This is a genomic window from Streptomyces sp. NPDC000345 (assembly GCF_042898825.1).
Taxonomy (GTDB): Bacteria; Actinomycetota; Actinomycetes; order Streptomycetales; family Streptomycetaceae; genus Streptomyces.
In genome coordinates this window covers 119355-136695 of the sequence record NZ_JBIAZE010000021.1, presented here as the reverse complement: position 1 = coordinate 136695, position 17341 = coordinate 119355, and the positions used below count along the sequence as shown (strand labels likewise).

11 protein-coding genes are annotated in these 17341 nt (G+C 70.6%); 7 read left to right on the top strand and 4 right to left on the bottom strand.

All coding sequences use genetic code 11. The annotated features are described in order from the left end of the window. The first annotated feature begins 112 nt into the window (after nucleotides 1-112). The 3 genes from ACFY30_RS35815 (at nucleotide 113) to ACFY30_RS35805 (ending at nucleotide 3049) form a co-directional block, all read left to right on the top strand. A complete protein-coding gene (locus ACFY30_RS35815; RefSeq protein ID WP_390849303.1) occupies nucleotides 113-1090 on the top strand; it encodes a ComF family protein in 978 nt (325 codons plus the stop codon). A 313-nt stretch (nucleotides 1091-1403) separates the two neighbouring features. Further along, a complete protein-coding gene (gene hpf, locus ACFY30_RS35810; RefSeq protein WP_390660263.1) occupies nucleotides 1404-2096 on the top strand; it encodes a ribosome hibernation-promoting factor, HPF/YfiA family in 693 nt (230 codons plus the stop codon). 206 nt (nucleotides 2097-2302) lie between these two features. Further along, entirely contained in the window at nucleotides 2303-3049 is a 747-nt protein-coding gene (locus ACFY30_RS35805; RefSeq protein ID WP_390660262.1) for a response regulator, read from the top strand. Nucleotides 3050-3098: 49 nt separating this feature from the next. Here the strand turns inward: ACFY30_RS35805 and ACFY30_RS35800 are convergent, their stop codons facing one another. Beyond that, complete coding sequence (locus tag ACFY30_RS35800; RefSeq protein WP_390849301.1) at nucleotides 3099-4310, bottom strand: winged helix-turn-helix domain-containing protein; 1212 nt, start codon at nucleotides 4308-4310, stop codon at nucleotides 3099-3101. Nucleotides 4311-4404: 94 nt separating this feature from the next. Continuing rightward, nucleotides 4405-4989: a GNAT family N-acetyltransferase gene (locus ACFY30_RS35795; RefSeq protein WP_390849300.1), complete on the bottom strand. Its 585-nt coding sequence runs from the start codon at nucleotides 4987-4989 to the stop codon at nucleotides 4405-4407. Nucleotides 4990-5269: 280 nt separating this feature from the next. Between ACFY30_RS35795 and secA the strand changes: the two genes are divergently transcribed. Next, complete coding sequence (gene secA, locus ACFY30_RS35790; RefSeq protein ID WP_390849299.1) at nucleotides 5270-8083, top strand: preprotein translocase subunit SecA; 2814 nt, start codon at nucleotides 5270-5272, stop codon at nucleotides 8081-8083. Nucleotides 8084-8204: 121 nt separating this feature from the next. Here the strand turns inward: secA and ACFY30_RS35785 are convergent, their stop codons facing one another. Beyond that, nucleotides 8205-8873 (bottom strand): Rv3235 family protein, encoded by a 669-nt coding sequence (locus tag ACFY30_RS35785; RefSeq protein ID WP_390849298.1) that lies wholly within the window; start codon nucleotides 8871-8873, stop codon nucleotides 8205-8207. A gap of 327 nt (nucleotides 8874-9200) precedes the next feature. Between ACFY30_RS35785 and ACFY30_RS35780 the strand changes: the two genes are divergently transcribed. Both ACFY30_RS35780 and ACFY30_RS35775 read left to right on the top strand, forming a co-directional pair. Then, entirely contained in the window at nucleotides 9201-9716 is a 516-nt protein-coding gene (locus tag ACFY30_RS35780; protein WP_390849297.1) for a DUF6912 family protein, read from the top strand. A 73-nt stretch (nucleotides 9717-9789) separates the two neighbouring features. Beyond that, the gene (locus ACFY30_RS35775; protein WP_390660256.1) at nucleotides 9790-10458 is read left to right on the top strand and encodes an HAD family hydrolase; all 669 of its coding nucleotides are present in this window, start codon (nucleotides 9790-9792) and stop codon (nucleotides 10456-10458) included. 171 nt (nucleotides 10459-10629) lie between these two features. Here ACFY30_RS35775 and ACFY30_RS35770 read toward each other — a convergent pair whose 3' ends face one another. After that, complete coding sequence (locus tag ACFY30_RS35770) at nucleotides 10630-11196, bottom strand: DJ-1/PfpI family protein (protein WP_390849296.1); 567 nt, start codon at nucleotides 11194-11196, stop codon at nucleotides 10630-10632. Nucleotides 11197-12357: 1161 nt separating this feature from the next. Here ACFY30_RS35770 and ACFY30_RS35765 point away from each other — a divergent pair. Continuing rightward, on the top strand, nucleotides 12358-17307 hold the full coding sequence (locus ACFY30_RS35765; RefSeq protein WP_390849295.1) for an NAD-glutamate dehydrogenase: 4950 nt from the start codon (nucleotides 12358-12360) through the stop codon (nucleotides 17305-17307). Nucleotides 17308-17341 lie beyond the last annotated feature (34 nt).

Genomic DNA, 17341 nt, shown 5'->3' with positions numbered 1-17341 from the left:
CCCGCCCCGACTCACCCCTCGCCAGAACTTACCGACGGGTTTTCCACAGGCCGGTCCGCATGGTTTTCCACAGGGGTGGCCGACCCGTTCGCCTCCCGGCACAGTGGTGCACGTGGAAGGCGTTCGCGACTGGTGGCAGGAACTCGCCGGCCTGGTACTGCCGACCGAGTGCGCGGGCTGCGGACGGGCCCGCACGGTGCTCTGCCCGCGGTGCCGTGCCGCACTCGACGGACACCCGCCGCGCCGGGTCCGCCCGGTGCCCGAGCCGGCCGGGCTGCCCGCCGTTCACGCGGCGGCACGGTACGCGGACGAGGTACGGGCCGTGCTGCTGGCACACAAGGAACGCGGCGGGCTGGCGCTGACGCGACCGTTGGGGGCGGCGTTGGCGGGGGCGGTGTGGGTGGGGTTGGGGAGGGTGGGGGAGGGGGAGGGCCCCCCACCCCCCGGAAACGCACTACCACCACCACCGTCCCCGTCCCTGTCCCCGCCCCCGCCCGACATCCTGCTCGTCCCCGTCCCCTCCGCCCCCGCCGCCACCCGCGCTCGTGGCCACGATCCCGCGCGGCGCATCGCGTTCGCTGCCGCCGGTGAGCTGCGGCGGGCCGGGGTGCGGGTGCGGGTGGCGGCGGTGCTGCGGCAGCGGCGGGCGGTGGCCGATCAGGCGGGGCTCACCTCGCGTGAGCGGCTGGACAACCTGGTGGGGGCGCTGGCGGTGGTGCCCGGCGCCGGCCGCTTGTTGTGCCGTGGTCCGGTGGTGCTCGTCGACGACCTGGTGACGACGGGTGCCTCGCTCGCGGAGGCGGCGCGTGCGGTGCGGGCGGCTACGGCGGTGGAACGGGCGGGGCGTGCGGGGCGCCCGGGGCGCGCGTGCCGGCGCGTCGGCGCGGCGGGGGAGCCCGGGTGGGTGGAGGGGGCGGCCGGGGAGGGTTCCGGCGTGTCGGCCGTGTACGAGGGTCTCAGTCGGGAAGGCAGAGAGGTACGGCCGTCCCGGGCGAGGAAGGGAGGTGCGGGCGTGGGTCGTGGCGGGGAGGTGCTCTGCGCGGCCGTGGTCGCGGCGCCTCCGGATTCCTTCGTAATAAACCGGAACTGACTGAGAACTTGGGTCGTTGCAGGTAATGAGAGGGCCAATTCACCTGAACGGAGGTACGCCGCAGTAGAGGGTGACGACATCCGTCCGGGCGAGATATGTTCGGTTGTGAGGGAAAGCCGCAGGCCACACCTCTCATATCCGAATGCCGTGCTGCGGTTTCGGTAATCATCCGCGGCACCTGGGGTGTAGATCTCGCCGATGGGGGAGGAGGAGGTGGAAGTCACCAAGTCCGAGGTTCCGGTGCTCACCGGAACCTGGTGCAAGAGGGAGACGCTCCGCACTGAGGCGGAGTGATCCGGGAACGGAGTTCTGCGTGGACATCGTCGTCAAGGGCCGCAAGACCGAGGTGCCCGAGCGGTTCCGCAAGCACGTGGCCGAGAAGCTGAAGCTGGAGAAGATCCAGAAGCTCGACGGCAAGGTGATCAGCCTCGACGTCGAGGTGTCCAAGGAGCCCAACCCCCGACAGGCCGACCGGTGCGACCGGGTGGAGATCACGCTCCGCTCCCGTGGCCCTGTGATCCGGGCGGAGGCAGCGGCCAGCGACCCGTATGCGGCACTCGATCTGGCGGCGGAGAAGCTGGACGCCCAGCTGCGCAAGCAGCACGACAAGCGTTACACGCGCCGCGGCGCGCGCCGGCTCAGCGCGGCGGAGGTTCCCGACCACGTCCCGGGCGTGGCGACGCTCAACGGCAACGGACACCCCGTTTCCGCCGAAGCGTCGGACAGCGTGCCGACCAAGAAGATCGGTTCGCTGGAGGTGCAGGGTGACGGCCCCCTCGTGGTCCGCGAGAAGACCCACGTCGCCGCTCCGATGACTCTCGACCAGGCCCTCTACGAGATGGAACTGGTCGGCCACGACTTCTATCTGTTCGTCGACTCCGAGACCAAGCAGCCGAGCGTCGTGTACCGGCGCCACGCCTACGACTACGGCGTGATCCATCTCGACACGGACCCGATGGTCGCCCAGGCGCACTCCCCCGAGGCGGGTGGCGCGCTGGGTGGGTGACCCGGCCCGGTGACAGCTGAGCGGTGTGCCCCTGGAGCGCGGTGTGCGCCCCCAGGGGCACCCGTGTGCGACCCCCCGGGGCGTCGCTCTGTCACCGTGTTGTCGTCCAAGCATGGAATCATGGCCAGGGCGGCCCAATCGGTGGGCCGTTGCCTTGGGTTGGCGATGGCTCAGGACCACGGCCACAGCCTGCAGGGGGAGGAACGATGGCGGACAGCTTCGGACCGATGCGGGACGAGGATGCCGACGGCGGCGTCGTCGGCATGGGCCCGGACGCGGGCACCTCACGCAAGGAGCCGATCAGAGTCCTTGTCGTGGACGACCACGCCCTGTTCCGCCGGGGACTGGAGATCGTGCTCGCGGCCGAGGAGGACATCCAGGTCGTCGGTGAGGCCGGGGACGGCGCGGAGGCCGTGGACAAGGCGGCCGATCTGCTGCCGGACATCGTGCTGATGGACGTGCGGATGCCCAAGCGCGGCGGTATCGAGGCGTGCACCTCCATCAAGGAGGTCGCCCCCAGCGCGAAGATCATCATGCTGACGATCAGCGACGAGGAGGCCGACCTCTACGACGCGATCAAGGCGGGCGCGACCGGCTACCTCCTCAAGGAGATCTCGACGGACGAGGTCGCCACCGCGATCCGGGCGGTCGCCGACGGGCAGTCGCAGATCAGCCCGTCGATGGCGTCGAAGCTGCTCACCGAGTTCAAGTCGATGATCCAGCGGACCGACGAGCGCCGGCTGGTGCCCGCGCCGCGGCTGACGGACCGTGAGCTGGAGGTCCTCAAGCTGGTCGCCACGGGGATGAACAACCGGGACATCGCCAAGGAGTTGTTCATCTCCGAGAACACCGTGAAGAACCATGTGCGCAACATCCTGGAGAAGCTGCAGCTGCACTCCAGGATGGAGGCGGTGGTCTACGCGATGCGGGAGAAGATCCTCGAGATCCGGTGAACCCGGCGCGCCCGGTGGCAGGTGAGGCGGGTGATGCCGGTCAGCCGGGTCAGCGCAGGGCGGTGACCAGGGCGCGGGTGATCTCCTGGATGAGGGGATCGCGCAGCTCCGGGGCGTCCACCCGTTCCACCCGTACGTCCGTGCAGTCCACCCAGCTCGCCGCCTCGACCAGTGCCTCCGCCACCGCGGGGACGGCCTTGGCGCTGCCCAGGGTGACCTGTCGGGCCACCAGGGTGCGGCCTTCCCTGGCGGGGTCCACGCGGCCGACGAGCCGGCCGCCGGCCAGGACCGGCATGGCGAAGTACCCGTAGATCCGCTTGGGCTTGGGGACGTAGGCCTCCAGGCGGTGGGTGAAGCCGAAGATCCGTTCGGTGCGCGCCCGCTCCCAGATCAGGGAGTCGAAGGGGGACAGGAGTGTGGTGCGGTGGCGGCCGCGCGGGGGTGTGCTGAGCGCCTCCGGGTCGGCCCAGGCGGGCTTGGACCAGCCCTCGACCGTGACCGGGACCAGGCCCGAGTCGGCGATCACCGCGTCCACCTGGTCGCCCTTGATGCGGTGGTAGTCGGCGATGTCCGCGCGGGTGCCGACGCCGAGGGACTGGCCGGCCAGGCGGACCAGGCGGCGCAGGCATTCGGTGTCGTCCAGCTCGTCGTGCAGCAGGTCGGCGGGGACGGCGCGTTCGGCGAGGTCGTAGACGCGCTTCCAGCCGCGGCGCTGTACGCAGACCACTTCGCCGTACATGAGGGCGCGTTCCACGGCGACCTTGGTGCCGGACCAGTCCCACCATTCGCTGGTCTTCTTCGCGCCGCCCAATTCGGTGGCGGTGAGGGGGCCTTCGGCGCGCAGCTGTTTGACGACCTGGTCGTAGGTGCCCTCGGGGAGGTCGTGGTTCCAGTGGGGGCGGTTGCGGTAGGCGCGGCGGCGGAAGGCGAAGTGGGGCCATTCCTCGATGGGGAGGATGCAGGCGGCGTGGGACCAGTACTCGAAGGCGTGGGGTCGTGCCGCAGGCGTGTCGGCGGAGCCGGGCGTCCAGTAGGCGTCCTCCACCGTCCTGCGGCCCACGGCGCCCAGGCGGGCGTAGGGGATCAGTTCGTGGGAGCGGGCGAGGACGGAGATGGTGTCGAGCTGGACCGCGCCGAGGTGGCGGAGGATTCCGCGGACGCCGGCCTTGCGGTCGGGGGTGCCGAGGAAGCCCTGGGCGCGCAGGGCGATCCGGCGGGCTTCGTCTGCGGAGAGCTCGGTGGCGGGGCGCGGGGTCGTCATGGCTCGCACGATAGGGCGTGGGACTGACAGTCCGCGGTGAGCTGGGGTTTTCCCGTGGAGGGCTCGGCGGGTGTCCGACGGTGGCGGTGTGACGTCAGTCGTCGGCGGGGACGGTGGGGGACGGCAGGTAGGGGGCTGCCGAGGGCAGGCCCAGGTCGGAGGGGAGCAGGGAGGCGACCCAGCAGTCCCGGCGTACGCCCTTGTTGTTGAGGGCGGAGCGGAGGGTGCCTTCGAGGGTGAAGCCGGCGTGTTGGGCGACCGCGCGGGAGGCGGTGTTGCCCACTTCGGCGCGCCATTCGACGCGGTCGACGGCGAGGTGGGTGAAGGCCCAGCGGGCGGCGGTGAGGGTGGCCTCGGTGATGTAGCCGCGGCCGCGGTGTTCCTTTGCGGCCCAGAAGCCGATCTCGGCGGTGCCGAGGGTGCGCATGGTGAGGCCGAGCATGCCGGTCAGGGTGTGGTCGGGGAGGAACACGCCGAAGGTGAACATCGAGGCGTCCGCCCAGCCTTCGGGGGCGATCTGCTCGGTGAAGCCGCGGGCGTGTTCGGGGAGGTAGGGGGAGGGGAGGGTGGTCCAGCGCTGGATGTCGGGGTCCTGGGCGGCGGCGAGGACGGCATCGGTGTCCTGGGGGCCGACGGGGCGCAGGACCAGGCGGTCGGTGGTGAGGGTGACGGGTTCCATCGGGAGATTGTGGTGGGGCGCGGCGGGTGGACGCCATCGGTTTGCGGGGCGTGAGCGAGTGATCACGATTCGCGCAATTCGTGGCCTCGGGCGGCACTATCGGCGGGCGCCGGGCGTTGTCCTGTTTGAGGAAGATTTTGAAGCGTGTGCGCGACAGTGTGCGGTCCTCGTCACGGCAGGCCTCCCGGCGTGGCGGGGTCCTCGCATACGATGGCCGTTGCTCAGTAAGTCAAATGGAAACCGACCGTCCCAGGCCCGACCGGCAAGGAGACCAACCCCCGTGTCCGTCCTCTCGAAGATCATGCGTGCAGGCGAAGGCAAAATCCTGCGCAAGCTGCACCGCATCGCGGACCAGGTCAACTCCATCGAAGAGGACTTCGTCGACCTCTCCGACGCCGAGCTGCGGGCTCTCACCGATGAGTACAAGCAGCGGTATGCCGATGGGGAGAGCCTGGACGACCTGCTGCCCGAGGCGTTCGCGACGGTGCGCGAGGCCGCGAAGCGCGTCCTGGGCCAGCGTCACTACGACGTGCAGCTCATGGGTGGTGCCGCCCTGCACCTCGGCTATGTCGCCGAGATGAAGACCGGTGAGGGCAAGACGCTCGTCGGCACGCTGCCCGCGTATCTCAACGCCCTTTCCGGTGACGGCGTGCACCTGATCACGGTGAACGACTATCTGGCCGAGCGTGACTCGGAGATGATGGGCCGCGTCCACCGGTTCCTGGGTCTGAGCGTGGGCTGCATCCTGGCGAACATGACGCCGGCCCAGCGCCGCGAGCAGTACCTGTGCGACATCACGTACGGCACGAACAACGAGTTCGGTTTCGACTATCTGCGCGACAACATGGCGTGGTCCAAGGACGAGCTCGTCCAGCGCGGCCACAACTTCGCCATCGTCGACGAGGTCGACTCCATCCTGGTCGACGAGGCCCGTACGCCGCTGATCATCTCCGGTCCGGCCGACCAGGCCACCAAGTGGTACGGCGACTTCGCCAAGCTGGTGACGCGCCTGAAGAAGGGCGAGGCGGGCAACCCGCTGAAGGGCCTCGAGGAGACCGGCGACTACGACGTCGACGAGAAGAAGCGCACGGTCGCGATCCACGAGGCCGGTGTCTCCAAGGTCGAGGACTGGCTGGGCATCGACAACCTCTACGAGTCGGTGAACACGCCGCTCGTCGGTTACCTGAACAACGCCATCAAGGCGAAGGAACTGTTCAAGAAGGACAAGGACTACGTCGTCATCGACGGCGAGGTCATGATCGTCGACGAGCACACGGGCCGTATCCTCGCCGGCCGCCGCTACAACGAGGGCATGCACCAGGCGATCGAGGCGAAGGAAGGGGTGGACATCAAGGACGAGAACCAGACGCTCGCCACGATCACCCTGCAGAACTTCTTCCGCCTCTACGGCAAGCTGTCCGGCATGACCGGTACGGCGATGACGGAGGCCGCCGAGTTCCACCAGATCTACAAGCTCGGCGTGGTCCCGATCCCGACGAACAAGCCGATGATCCGCAAGGACCAGTCGGACCTCATCTACCGCACCGAGGTCGCCAAGTTCGAGGCCGTTGTCGACGACATCGCCGAGAAGCACGAGAAGGGCCAGCCGATCCTCGTCGGCACGACGTCCGTCGAGAAGTCGGAGTACCTCTCGCAGCAGCTGTCCAAGCGCGGCATCCAGCACGAGGTGCTCAACGCCAAGCACCACGAGCGTGAGGCGCAGATCGTGGCCCAGGCGGGCCGCAAGGGTGCGGTGACGGTGGCCACGAACATGGCCGGCCGTGGTACGGACATCAAGCTCGGCGGCAACCCCGAGGACCTCGCGGAGGCGGAGCTGCGCCAGCGCGGCCTGGACCCTGAGGAGCACATCGAGGAGTGGGCCGCGGCGCTTCCGGCCGCTCTGGAGAAGGCCGAGCAGGCCGTCAAGGCGGAGAAGGACGAGGTCGAGGAGCTCGGCGGCCTGTACGTGCTGGGCACCGAGCGGCACGAGTCGCGTCGTATCGACAACCAGTTGCGTGGTCGTTCCGGCCGTCAGGGCGACCCGGGCGAGTCGCGTTTCTACCTCTCCCTGGGTGACGACCTGATGCGTCTGTTCAAGGCGCAGATGGTCGAGCGCGTGATGTCGATGGCGAACGTCCCGGACGACGTGCCGATCGAGAACAAGATGGTCACGCGTGCGATCGCGTCCGCGCAGTCGCAGGTCGAGCAGCAGAACTTCGAGACCCGTAAGAACGTCCTGAAGTACGACGAGGTCCTCAACCGTCAGCGTGAGGTCATCTACGGCGAGCGGCGCCGCGTCCTGGAGGGCGAGGACCTGCACGAGCAGATCCAGCACTTCATGGACGACACGATCGACGCGTACGTCTCCGCGGAGACCGCCGAGGGCTTCCCGGAGGACTGGGACCTGGACCGGCTGTGGGGCGCGTTCAAGCAGCTGTACCCGGTGAAGATCACGGTGGACGAGCTGGAGGAGGCGGCCGGTGACCGGGCCGGTCTGACCGCCGAGTTCATCTCCGAGTCCATCAAGGACGACATCCACGAGCAGTACGAGGCGCGGGAGACGCAGCTCGGCTCGGAGATCATGCGTGAGCTGGAGCGCCGGGTCGTGCTGTCGGTCCTGGACCGCAAGTGGCGTGAGCACCTCTACGAGATGGACTACCTCCAGGAGGGCATCGGCCTGCGCGCGATGGCGCAGAAGGACCCGCTGGTCGAGTACCAGCGCGAGGGCTTCGACATGTTCGCCGCGATGATGGACGGCATCAAGGAGGAGTCCGTCGGCTACCTGTTCAACCTGGAGGTCCAGGTCGAGCAGCAGGTCGAGGAGGTTCCGGTCGAGGACGTCACGCCCGTCGACATGGAGAAGCAGGACGTGGTGCCGGCGCAGGCGGGCGCGCGTCCGGAGATCCGCGCCAAGGGGCTGGACGCTCCGCAGCGGCGGAACCTGCACTTCTCCGCGCCGACGGTGGACGGCGAGGGCGGCACCATCGAGGGCGACTTCGACGCCGACGACGAGCCGGTGCGTTCCGAGGCCGACGGTCTCACGCGCGCGGAGCGCCGCAAGCAGGCGAAGGCCGGGCGGCGCCGCAAGAAGTAGCGGCTGTGCGGGCCCGCGGGGCCGTTGCCGGAGGTGACGGTGTCGTGGGGCGCGTGGCGGATCGAGGGGCCGGGTCACCTGGGGTGGCCCGGCCCTTTCGCGTGCCTGCCGGTGCGGGGCTTCAGTCGTCCTGGGGGTGTGGCCTGCGGGGGCCGCCCAGTTCCACGGCCGTGCAGCGCCAGCGGCGGTCGGTGCCGAGTTCCAGGCGGAAGGCCATGGCGCGCAGCCGGTCGCCGGTGCCGATGCGGGCGAAGGCCTCGATCGCGCCGGGGCGGGGGACGTAGTAGCCGATGTCGCGGACGGTCGGGCTGACGCCGTGGGCGGCGCGCAGGGGGCCGTGTTCGGCGAGGTCGGCGAGGTCGTCGTAGGCGCGGCCCCGGGTGTGGCGGAGCATCGAGTGGACGGGGCGCCGGCCGCTGAGGACCGCGAGCAGGCGGTCGGCGAAGAGGTCGGTGGGGCGGGGCTGGGCCGGTGGGCGCTGCGGGCTTCGGGCGGGGGCCGGGGCCGTGGGCGGCGCGGGGGTGTGGGGCCGGGGCTGTGCCGTGGCGGGTGGGGCGGCCGGGTGCGGGTGGGGCGCTGGGGCCTGGCCGGGGCGGCGCGGGGCCCTGGAGGGCTGTGTCGTCGAGGGCTGGGTGGTGGAGGGCCGGGGGGACGCGGGCTGGGTGGTGGAGGGCTGGCTGGTGCGGGTCTGGCGGGTGCGGGGTGGGGTGCCTGCGGGGCGGCGGGGGTCTCGGCGGCCCGGAGGGCGGGTGCCCGGGGAGTGCTGCAGCCTGGTCATGACCTTGTTCATCGTGTCCCCGTTCGATCGGCTGGATGGGGCGACGACGCGACCTTCTACCGGTCGGTAACTTGCCGTCGTCGATCTTGTACGCGGTTGCGGTGCGTGATGGCAAGTGAGCGGAGAGTGTGTGGCGAGGTGCGGGGAAGTTCACCTATCAGGGTGGTCGGGGGAGGGAAAAGCCCCGGCCGGCGGGGTGCGGGGGGTGAATTCCGGGGCGTGGGGTGGACGCTTTCCGAGGCGCGGGGAGGGCCACGAAAGGGGACGCCCGCACGTATCCTGAGGGTCATCCGGGCGGAGCGTCCGGCCCGAGAACCGACGACGAAAGAGCGGCCCGCCATGCGCGTCTACGTCCCCCTGACCCTCCCCGGCCTCGCCGAGGCGCACAAGACGGGGGAACTGGGGTCCGGGCCGCTCGTCGCGTACGCCGTCACGCCCGCGTTGCGCGAGTGGTACCTGTCCGACGACATCGAGGAGCTGGAGTACGCGGCGCTGAGCCGGGCCGCGCTGGCCTCGCTGCGGCTGCTCGCGGCGGACCCGGGTGCGCCGCGCCGGCGGGTCGTGGTCGCCGTCGACGTGCCCGACCGGGCGGCCGCGGTCGACCCCGACCGGGGACTGGATCCCGCGGCGCTCGGCGAGGTGCGGGTGTCGGGTGCCGTGCTGCTCGCCAAGGCGGCCTCGGTGCACGTCGACGCGGGGGACGCGGAGGCGGACGTGGCCGCGGCGGCGGAGGCGCTCGGGGCGGCGGACGGCGGGGACGACGACGCGCAGTTCGTGGTGGACGGGGCGGAGGACCACGAACTGCTGTGGTTCGCCACGCAGGAGATCCCGAACCTGGTGGGGGCCGGCGGCTGAGGGACCGGGCCCGGTGAGGGTGCGGAATCGCTTCGGCTCTTGATTGTCGGTGGAGGCGGGTACGTTTTCTGGCATGGGGAAGCAGCAGGTGGCGGCGCACATCGTCTGGGACTGGAACGGGACGCTGCTCAATGACAACGACGCGATCATCGGGGCGACCAACGCGGCGTTCGCGGAACTGGGACTGGAACCGCTGACGCTGGAGCAGTACCGGGCGCTGTACTGCGTGCCGGTGCCGAAGTTCTACGAGCGGCTGATCGGCAGGCTGCCGACGGACGCCGAGTGGGAGCTCATGGACGAGATCTTCCACCGGTACTACGCGGAGCACCGGGTGCGGTGCGGGCTGACCGAAGGGGTGGTGGAGCTGCTCGCGGGGTGGCGGTCGGCGGGCCACAGCCAGTCCCTGTTGAGCATGTACGTGCATGAGGAGCTGGTCCCCGTCGTGCGGGGGTTCGGGATCGAGCCGCACTTCGTGCGGGTGGACGGGCGGGTCGGGCCGTCCGGGGGGAGCAAGGCCGAGCACATGGTGCGGCATCTCGCCGCGCTGGCCGAGGTGGAGCCGTCGCGGACGGTGGTGATCGGGGACGCGGCCGATGACGCGGTGGCCGCGCTGCATGCCGGGGTGCAGGCGGTGCTGTACACCGGTGGGTCGCACAGCCGGGCCAGCCTCGAAGGGGTGGGGGTGCCGGTGGTGGATTCGCTGGCTGAGGCGGTGGAGGTCGCGGGGCGGCTGGCGGCCTGAGGTGCCGTGGTGTGCCGCGCCGTGCCGTGCCGTGGTGTGCCGTGCAGTGGTGTGGTGTGGCGTGGCGTCGGGGTCGGGGCCGCGGGGACCGGGGGTCCGAGGTGAAGTGACGTGGGGCCGCGGGCCTGGGGTGCGGCGTCCTCGAGGCGCCGCACCTGTGGGGCCGTGGGATCAGATCGCCGGGGCCTTCGCGCGCAGGACCGTCAGGAACTCGCGCATCCAGGCCGGGTGGTCGGGCCAGGCGCGGGAGGAGACGAGGGTGCCGTCGACCACCGCCTCGCTGTCCTGGTAGGTGGCGCCGGCCGCCTGCATGTCGATCTCCAGGGCGGGGTACGCCGTGACGCGGCGGCCGCGGAGGGCGTCTGCGGCGGCGGTGAGCAGGGGGCCGTGGCAGATCTGGGCGACGGGTTTGTCCGCGTCGAAGAACGACTTGAGGATCTTGCGGAGTTCGGGGTCGTTGCGCAGGTATTCGGGGGCGCGGCCGCCGGGGATGACGATGGCGGCGTACTGGCCGGGGTCGACCTCGGAGAAGGCGAGGTCGGCGGGCCAGGTGTAGCCGGGCTTCTCGGTGTAGGTGTCGAAGCCGGGTTCGAAGTCGTGGACGACGAACTGGAGCTTTTTGCGGGTGGGGGCGGCGATGTGGACCTCGTAGCCCTCCTCGCGCAGGCGTTGGTAGGGGTAGAGGACTTCCAGGGATTCGGCTGCGTCGCCGGTGACGATGAGGATTTTCGCGGGCATGGTGGGCGGCTCCTCTCGGGCGGGCGCTCTCCTTGGCAACGTGCCTCTCGGGGGTGGCCTTGCCAAGAGGTGGGGCGCTTTCAGGGTCTCTCGCCGAGGGATGCGGCGTCGACTTGTCTCGCCCCCGCCGCCCTTACCCGTCCCATCCCGGGGGCTCCGCCCCTGTCGCCCCTCGTGCCCCTGGCGGGTCTTCGCCCTCCCGCCCACCCGACTCGGTCGGTGGAGAAGTGACCCTCCTCGGGGCTCCGCCCCGGCCCCGGCGGGGACTGCGTCCCCTGCACCCCTCACCGGGGCTTCGCCCCTGTGCCCCTGGCGGGCTCGGCCCCTGCACCCTCACGCGGCTCCGCCCCTGTGCCCCTGGCGAGGCTTCGCCCCTGCACCCCTCATGCGGCTCCGCCCCTCGTGCCCCTGGCGGGTCTTCGCCCGTGCACCCCTCATGCGGCTCCGCCCCTCGTGCCCCTGGCGGGTCTTCGCCCGTGCACCCCTCACGCGGCTCCGCCCCCCGTGCCCCTGGCGGGGCATCGCCCGCCCGACTCGGTTCGCGGAGAAGGAACCCTGGTCCGGGGCTCCGCCCCTGCACCTGGCGGGGACCGCGGGGACCGCGCCCCCTGCACCCCAGCGGGCACCGCGCCCCCCCGCACCCCTCGCAGACCTCCGCCCCTCGGCCCCCACCAGCCCCCACCAGCCTCCTGCCCCAGTAACACCCCACCTGCACCCCCCGCCCCCTCCCACCCCTGTGCAGAACGTCAAAGTTCTCCCCCCTGTTTTGTACACATACGGCTCATGACGGGTCCCCGGTGAGGAGCGATAGCCTTGGTGGCGTGATCAGCGCGATAGCTCGCGGGGGTGCTGTGGCCCCTGCCCTGCGCCCGGCGTGTGCGGACCATCTCCGCGGCCGGGCGGCGGACGCTGGTTCTTGCGGGCGGGGCCGGGGCACCAGGAGCCTCAGGACGGCGCGTACGTTCGAGAAGCGCGTGGCGCGGAGAGCAGCGTCACACCTCGGAGTGGTGTCGAGAATGGCCGATTACCCCCCGCTCATCTCACCTTGCGGCATAGCGTCGGAGCAGACCGGAGACCCCGGGCTGTGGCGTCGAGCCGCTGGGGAAGAGACCGTACTTCCTTCTACGTCACGCAACGGCGCGCGACAGGAGTCAGAGGACAATGCAGACCAAGCTGGACGAAGCCAAGGCCGAGCTGCTCGAGAGGGCGGCGCGGGTCGCTGAGAACAGCCCGGTCGGGGGGCACCTACCGACTGGGACGACGGGCGAGGGCACTGCGGGCACCCCGGACCACGACGCCCTCCTCGCGTTCCTCCAGCGCTACTACCTGCACACCGCCCCGGAGGACCTCACCGACCGCGACCCGGTCGACGTCTTCGGAGCCGCGCTCTCCCACTACCGGCTCGCCGAGAACCGGCCGCAGGGGACGGCCAACGTCCGGGTCCACACGCCGACGGTCGAGGAGAACGGCTGGACCTGCAGTCACTCCGTGGTCGAAGTCGTCACCGACGACATGCCCTTCCTCGTCGACTCCGTCACCAACGAGCTGACCCGTCAGGGGCGGGGCATCCACCTCGTCGTGCATCCGCAGTTCGTGGTGCGGCGGGACGTGACCGGAAAGCTCATCGAGGTGCTGGGATCCCCGCGCGCCGCCGCCGGTGACCTTCCGCACGACGCGCACGTCGAGTCCTGGATCCATGTGGAGATGGACCGGGAGACCGACCGCGCCGACCTGAAGCAGGTCACCGCCGATCTGCTGAGGGTGCTCTCCGACGTCCGCGAGGCCGTCGAGGACTGGGAGAAGATGCGGGACTCGGCCCTGCGGATCGCCGACGCCCTGCCCGACGAGCCCACGCCCGGTGATCTTCCCTCGCCCGAGGTCGAGGAGGCCCGTGAGCTGCTGCGCTGGCTCGCCGCCGATCACTTCACCTTCCTGGGGTACCGGGAGTACCAGCTGCGGGAAGACGACTCCCTCGCGGCCGTGCCGGGGACCGGGCTCGGGATACTGCGGGCCGATCCGCATCACGCCGGCGGTGACGCGCACCCCGTCAGCCCGTCCTTCGAGCGGCTCCCCGCCGACGCGCGCGCCAAGGCCCGTGAGCACAAGCTGCTCGTCCTGACCAAGGCCAACAGCCGGGCCACCGTGCACCGGCCCTCGTATCTCGACTATGTCGGGGTCAAGAAGTTCGACGCCGAGGGGAACGTGGTCGGGGAGCGGCGGTTCCTCGGGCTCTTCTCCTCCGCGGCCTACACCGAGTCCGTGGTCCGGGTCCCCGTCGTCCGGCGCAAGGTCGACGCCGTCCTCACGGGCGCGGGGTTCTCGCCCAACAGCCACGACGGGCGCGACCTGCTCCAGATCATGGAGACGTATCCGCGCGACGAGCTCTTCCAGACGCCGGTCGACGAGCTGCGGTCCATCGTGACCAGCGTGCTGTACCTGCAGGAGCGGCGGAGGCTGCGGCTCTACCTGCGGCAGGACGAGTACGGGCGCTACTACTCCGCGCTGGTCTACCTGCCCCGCGACCGCTACACCACCGGTGTCCGGCTGCGGATCATCGACATCCTCAAGGAGGAGCTGGGCGGCACCAGCGTCGACTTCACCGCCTGGAACACGGAGTCGATCCTGTCCCGGCTGCACTTCGTGGTGCGGGTCCCGCAGGGCACCGAGCTGCCCGAGCTGTCGGAGGCCGACAAGGAACGCATCGAGGCGCGGCTCGTGGAGGCGGCGCGGTCCTGGGCCGACGCGTTCGCCGAGGCGCTCAACGCCGAACTGGGCGAGGAGCGGGCCGCCGAGCTGCTGCGCCGCTACAACAACGCCTTCACCGAGGGCTACAAGGCCGACCACACCCCGCGCGCCGCGGTCGCCGACCTCGTCCACCTCGAACGGCTCACCGAGGACCAGAGCTTCTCGCTCAGCCTGTACGAGCCGGTGGGCGCCGCGCCCGACGAGCGCCGCTTCAAGATCTACCGCAAGGGTGCCGCGATCTCCCTGTCGGCCGTGCTGCCGGTGCTGAACCGGCTGGGTGTCGAGGTGATCGACGAGCGGCCGTACGAGATGCGCTGCACGGACCGGTCGGTGGCCTGGATCTACGACTTCGGGCTGCGCATCCCCAAGGCGCTGGGCGGCGGGACCACCGATCTGCTCGGGGACGACGGGCGTGAGCGGTTCCAGGAGGCGTTCGCCGCGACCTGGACCGGCGAGGCGGAGAACGACGGGTTCAACGCGCTGGTGCTGGGGGCCGGGCTGAACTGGCGGCAGGCGATGGTGCTGCGCGCCTACGCCAAGTACCTGCGCCAGGCCGGTTCCACGTTCAGCCAGGACTACATGGAGGACACCCTCCGTACGAACGTCCATACCACCCGGCTGCTCGTCTCCCTGTTCGAGGCGCGGATGTCGCCCGGCCGGCAGCGTGCCGGGCTGGAGATCGTCGACGCGCTGCTGGAGGAGCTCGACGCCGCTCTCGACCAGGTGGCCTCGCTCGACGAGGACCGGATCCTGCGGTCCTTCCTCACCGTCATCAAGGCGACCCTGCGGACCAACTTCTTCCAGAACACCGCGGACGGCACGCCGCACGCGTACGTGTCGATGAAGTTCGACCCGCAGGCGATCCCGGACCTGCCGGCGCCCCGCCCGGCGTTCGAGATCTGGGTGTACTCGCCCCGGGTGGAGGGTGTGCACCTGCGGTTCGGGAAGGTCGCGCGCGGTGGCCTCAGGTGGTCGGACCGCAGGGAGGACTTCCGGACCGAGATCCTCGGGCTGGTCAAGGCGCAGATGGTGAAGAACACCGTCATCGTGCCGGTCGGCGCCAAGGGCGGCTTCGTCGCCAAGCAGCTGCCCGACCCGTCCGTGGACCGTGACGCGTGGCTGGCCGAGGGCATCGCCAGCTACCGCACGTTCATCTCGGCGCTCCTCGACATCACCGACAACATGGTGGCCGGGGAGGTCGTGCCGCCGGCCGACGTCGTACGGCACGACGGGGACGACACCTACCTGGTGGTCGCGGCCGACAAGGGCACGGCGACGTTCTCCGACATCGCCAACGAGGTCGCCCAGTCCTACGACTTCTGGCTCGGGGACGCCTTCGCCTCCGGCGGCAGCGCCGGGTACGACCACAAGGCGATGGGCATCACCGCGCGCGGCGCCTGGGAGTCCGTCAAGCGGCACTTCCGTGACATGGGCGTCGACACGCAGGTCGAGGACTTCACGGTCGTCGGCATCGGTGACATGTCCGGTGACGTGTTCGGCAACGGCATGCTGCTCTCCGAGCACATCCGCCTGGTCGCCGCGTTCGACCACCGGCACATCTTCATCGACCCCCGCCCGGACGCCGCGACCTCCTACGCCGAGCGCCGCCGCCTGTTCGAGCTGCCGCGCAGTTCCTGGGCCGACTACAACAGTGACCTGATCTCCTCCGGCGGCGGTGTCTTCCCCCGTACGGCGAAGGCGATCCCGGTCAACGCGCACATCCGGGAGGCCCTCGGCATCGAGGCGGGCGTCACCAAGCTGACCCCGGCCGACCTGATGAAGGCGATCCTCTCGGCGCCGGTGGACCTGCTGTGGAACGGCGGCATCGGCACGTACGTCAAGGCGAGCACCGAGTCGAACGCCGACGTCGGCGACAAGGCGAACGACCCGATCCGCGTCGACGGCCAGGACCTGCGGGTCAAGGTCGTCGGCGAGGGCGGCAACCTGGGCCTGACCCAGCTCGGCCGGATCGAGTTCGCCCGCAGCGGCGGCCGGATCAACACCGACGCCATCGACAACAGCGCCGGCGTGGACACCTCCGACCACGAGGTGAACATCAAGATCCTGCTGAACGGTCTGGTCACGGACGGCGACATGACCGTCAAGCAGCGCAACAAGCTGCTCGCGGAGATGACCGACGAGGTCGGCGCGCTGGTCCTGCGCAACAACTACGCGCAGAACACGGCGATCGCCAACGCCCTCGCCCAGTCCAAGGACATGCTCCACGCCCAGCAGCGCTACCTCCGCCACCTGGTCCGCGAGGGCCACCTGGACCGGGCGCTGGAGTTCCTGCCGACCGACCGGCAGATCCGTGAGCGCCTCGGGTCCGGCCACGGCCTGACCGGTCCGGAGACCGCCGTCCTGCTGGCGTACACGAAGATCACGGTCTCGGACGAGCTGCTGCAGACGTCGCTGCCCGACGACCCGTATCTGCGCGGTCTGCTGTACGCGTACTTCCCGACCGCGTTGCGCGAGCAGTTCCCCGAGCACATCGACAGCCACCCGCTGCGCCGTGAGATCACCACGACCGTGCTGGTCAACGACACGGTCAACACCGGCGGTACGACGTATCTGCACCGGCTGCGCGAGGAGACCGGCGCCTCGCTGGAGGAGATCGTGCGGGCGCAGACCGCGGCCCGGGCGATCTTCAAGTCGGCGCCGGTGTGGGACGCGGTCGAGGAGCTCGACAACACCGTCGAGGCGGCCGTGCAGACCCGGATCCGGCTGCACTCGCGCCGGCTCGTCGAGCGCGGTACCCGCTGGCTGCTCAACAACCGGCCGCAGCCGCTGCAGCTCGCCGAGACCGTGGAGTTCTTCGCCGAGCGCGTCGAGCAGGTCTGGTCGCAGCTGACGAAGCTGCTGCGCGGCGCGGACCTGGAGTGGTGGCAGAAGATCTACGACGAGCTGACCGGCGCGGGTGTGCCGGACGAGCTCGCCACCCGGGTGGCCGGGTTCTCCTCCGCCTTCCCGGCGCTGGACATCGTGTCGGTCGCCGACCGCATGGGCAAGGACCCGCTGGACGTGGCCGAGGTCTACTACGACCTCGCCGACCGGCTGCACATCACCCAGCTCATGGACCGCATCATCGAGCTGCCGCGTGCCGACCGCTGGCAGTCCATGGCCCGCGCCTCCATCCGCGAGGACCTGTACGCGGCGCACGCGGCGCTGACTGCGGACGTCCTGGCCGTCGGCAACGGCAGCTCGACGCCCGAGCAGCGGTTCAAGGCGTGGCAGGAGCGGAACGCGGCGATCCTGGGCCGGGCGCGCACGACGCTGGAGGAGATCCAGAGTTCGGAGACGTTCGACCTGGCGAACCTGTCGGTCGCGATGCGCACGATGCGGACGCTGCTGCGGACGCACTCGTAACGCCGCCCGTCCGGGCACATCGCGTACGGCGTGA

Excerpts from the sequence above, each read along its gene's own strand:
- ACFY30_RS35805 (WP_390660262.1), top strand. The coding sequence starts at position 2,303 with ATGGCGGACAGCTTCGGACCGATGCGGGACGAGGATGCCGACGGCGGC.
- ACFY30_RS35795 (WP_390849300.1), bottom strand. The coding sequence starts at position 4,989 with ATGGAACCCGTCACCCTCACCACCGACCGCCTGGTCCTGCGCCCCGTC.
- ACFY30_RS35780 (WP_390849297.1), top strand. The coding sequence starts at position 9,201 with ATGCGCGTCTACGTCCCCCTGACCCTCCCCGGCCTCGCCGAGGCGCAC.
- ACFY30_RS35765 (WP_390849295.1), top strand. The coding sequence starts at position 12,358 with ATGCAGACCAAGCTGGACGAAGCCAAGGCCGAGCTGCTCGAGAGGGCG.
- ACFY30_RS35770 (WP_390849296.1), bottom strand. The coding sequence starts at position 11,196 with ATGCCCGCGAAAATCCTCATCGTCACCGGCGACGCAGCCGAATCCCTG.
- ACFY30_RS35800 (WP_390849301.1), bottom strand. The coding sequence starts at position 4,310 with ATGACGACCCCGCGCCCCGCCACCGAGCTCTCCGCAGACGAAGCCCGC.
- ACFY30_RS35775 (WP_390660256.1), top strand. The coding sequence starts at position 9,790 with ATGGGGAAGCAGCAGGTGGCGGCGCACATCGTCTGGGACTGGAACGGG.
- ACFY30_RS35785 (WP_390849298.1), bottom strand. The coding sequence starts at position 8,873 with ATGAACAAGGTCATGACCAGGCTGCAGCACTCCCCGGGCACCCGCCCT.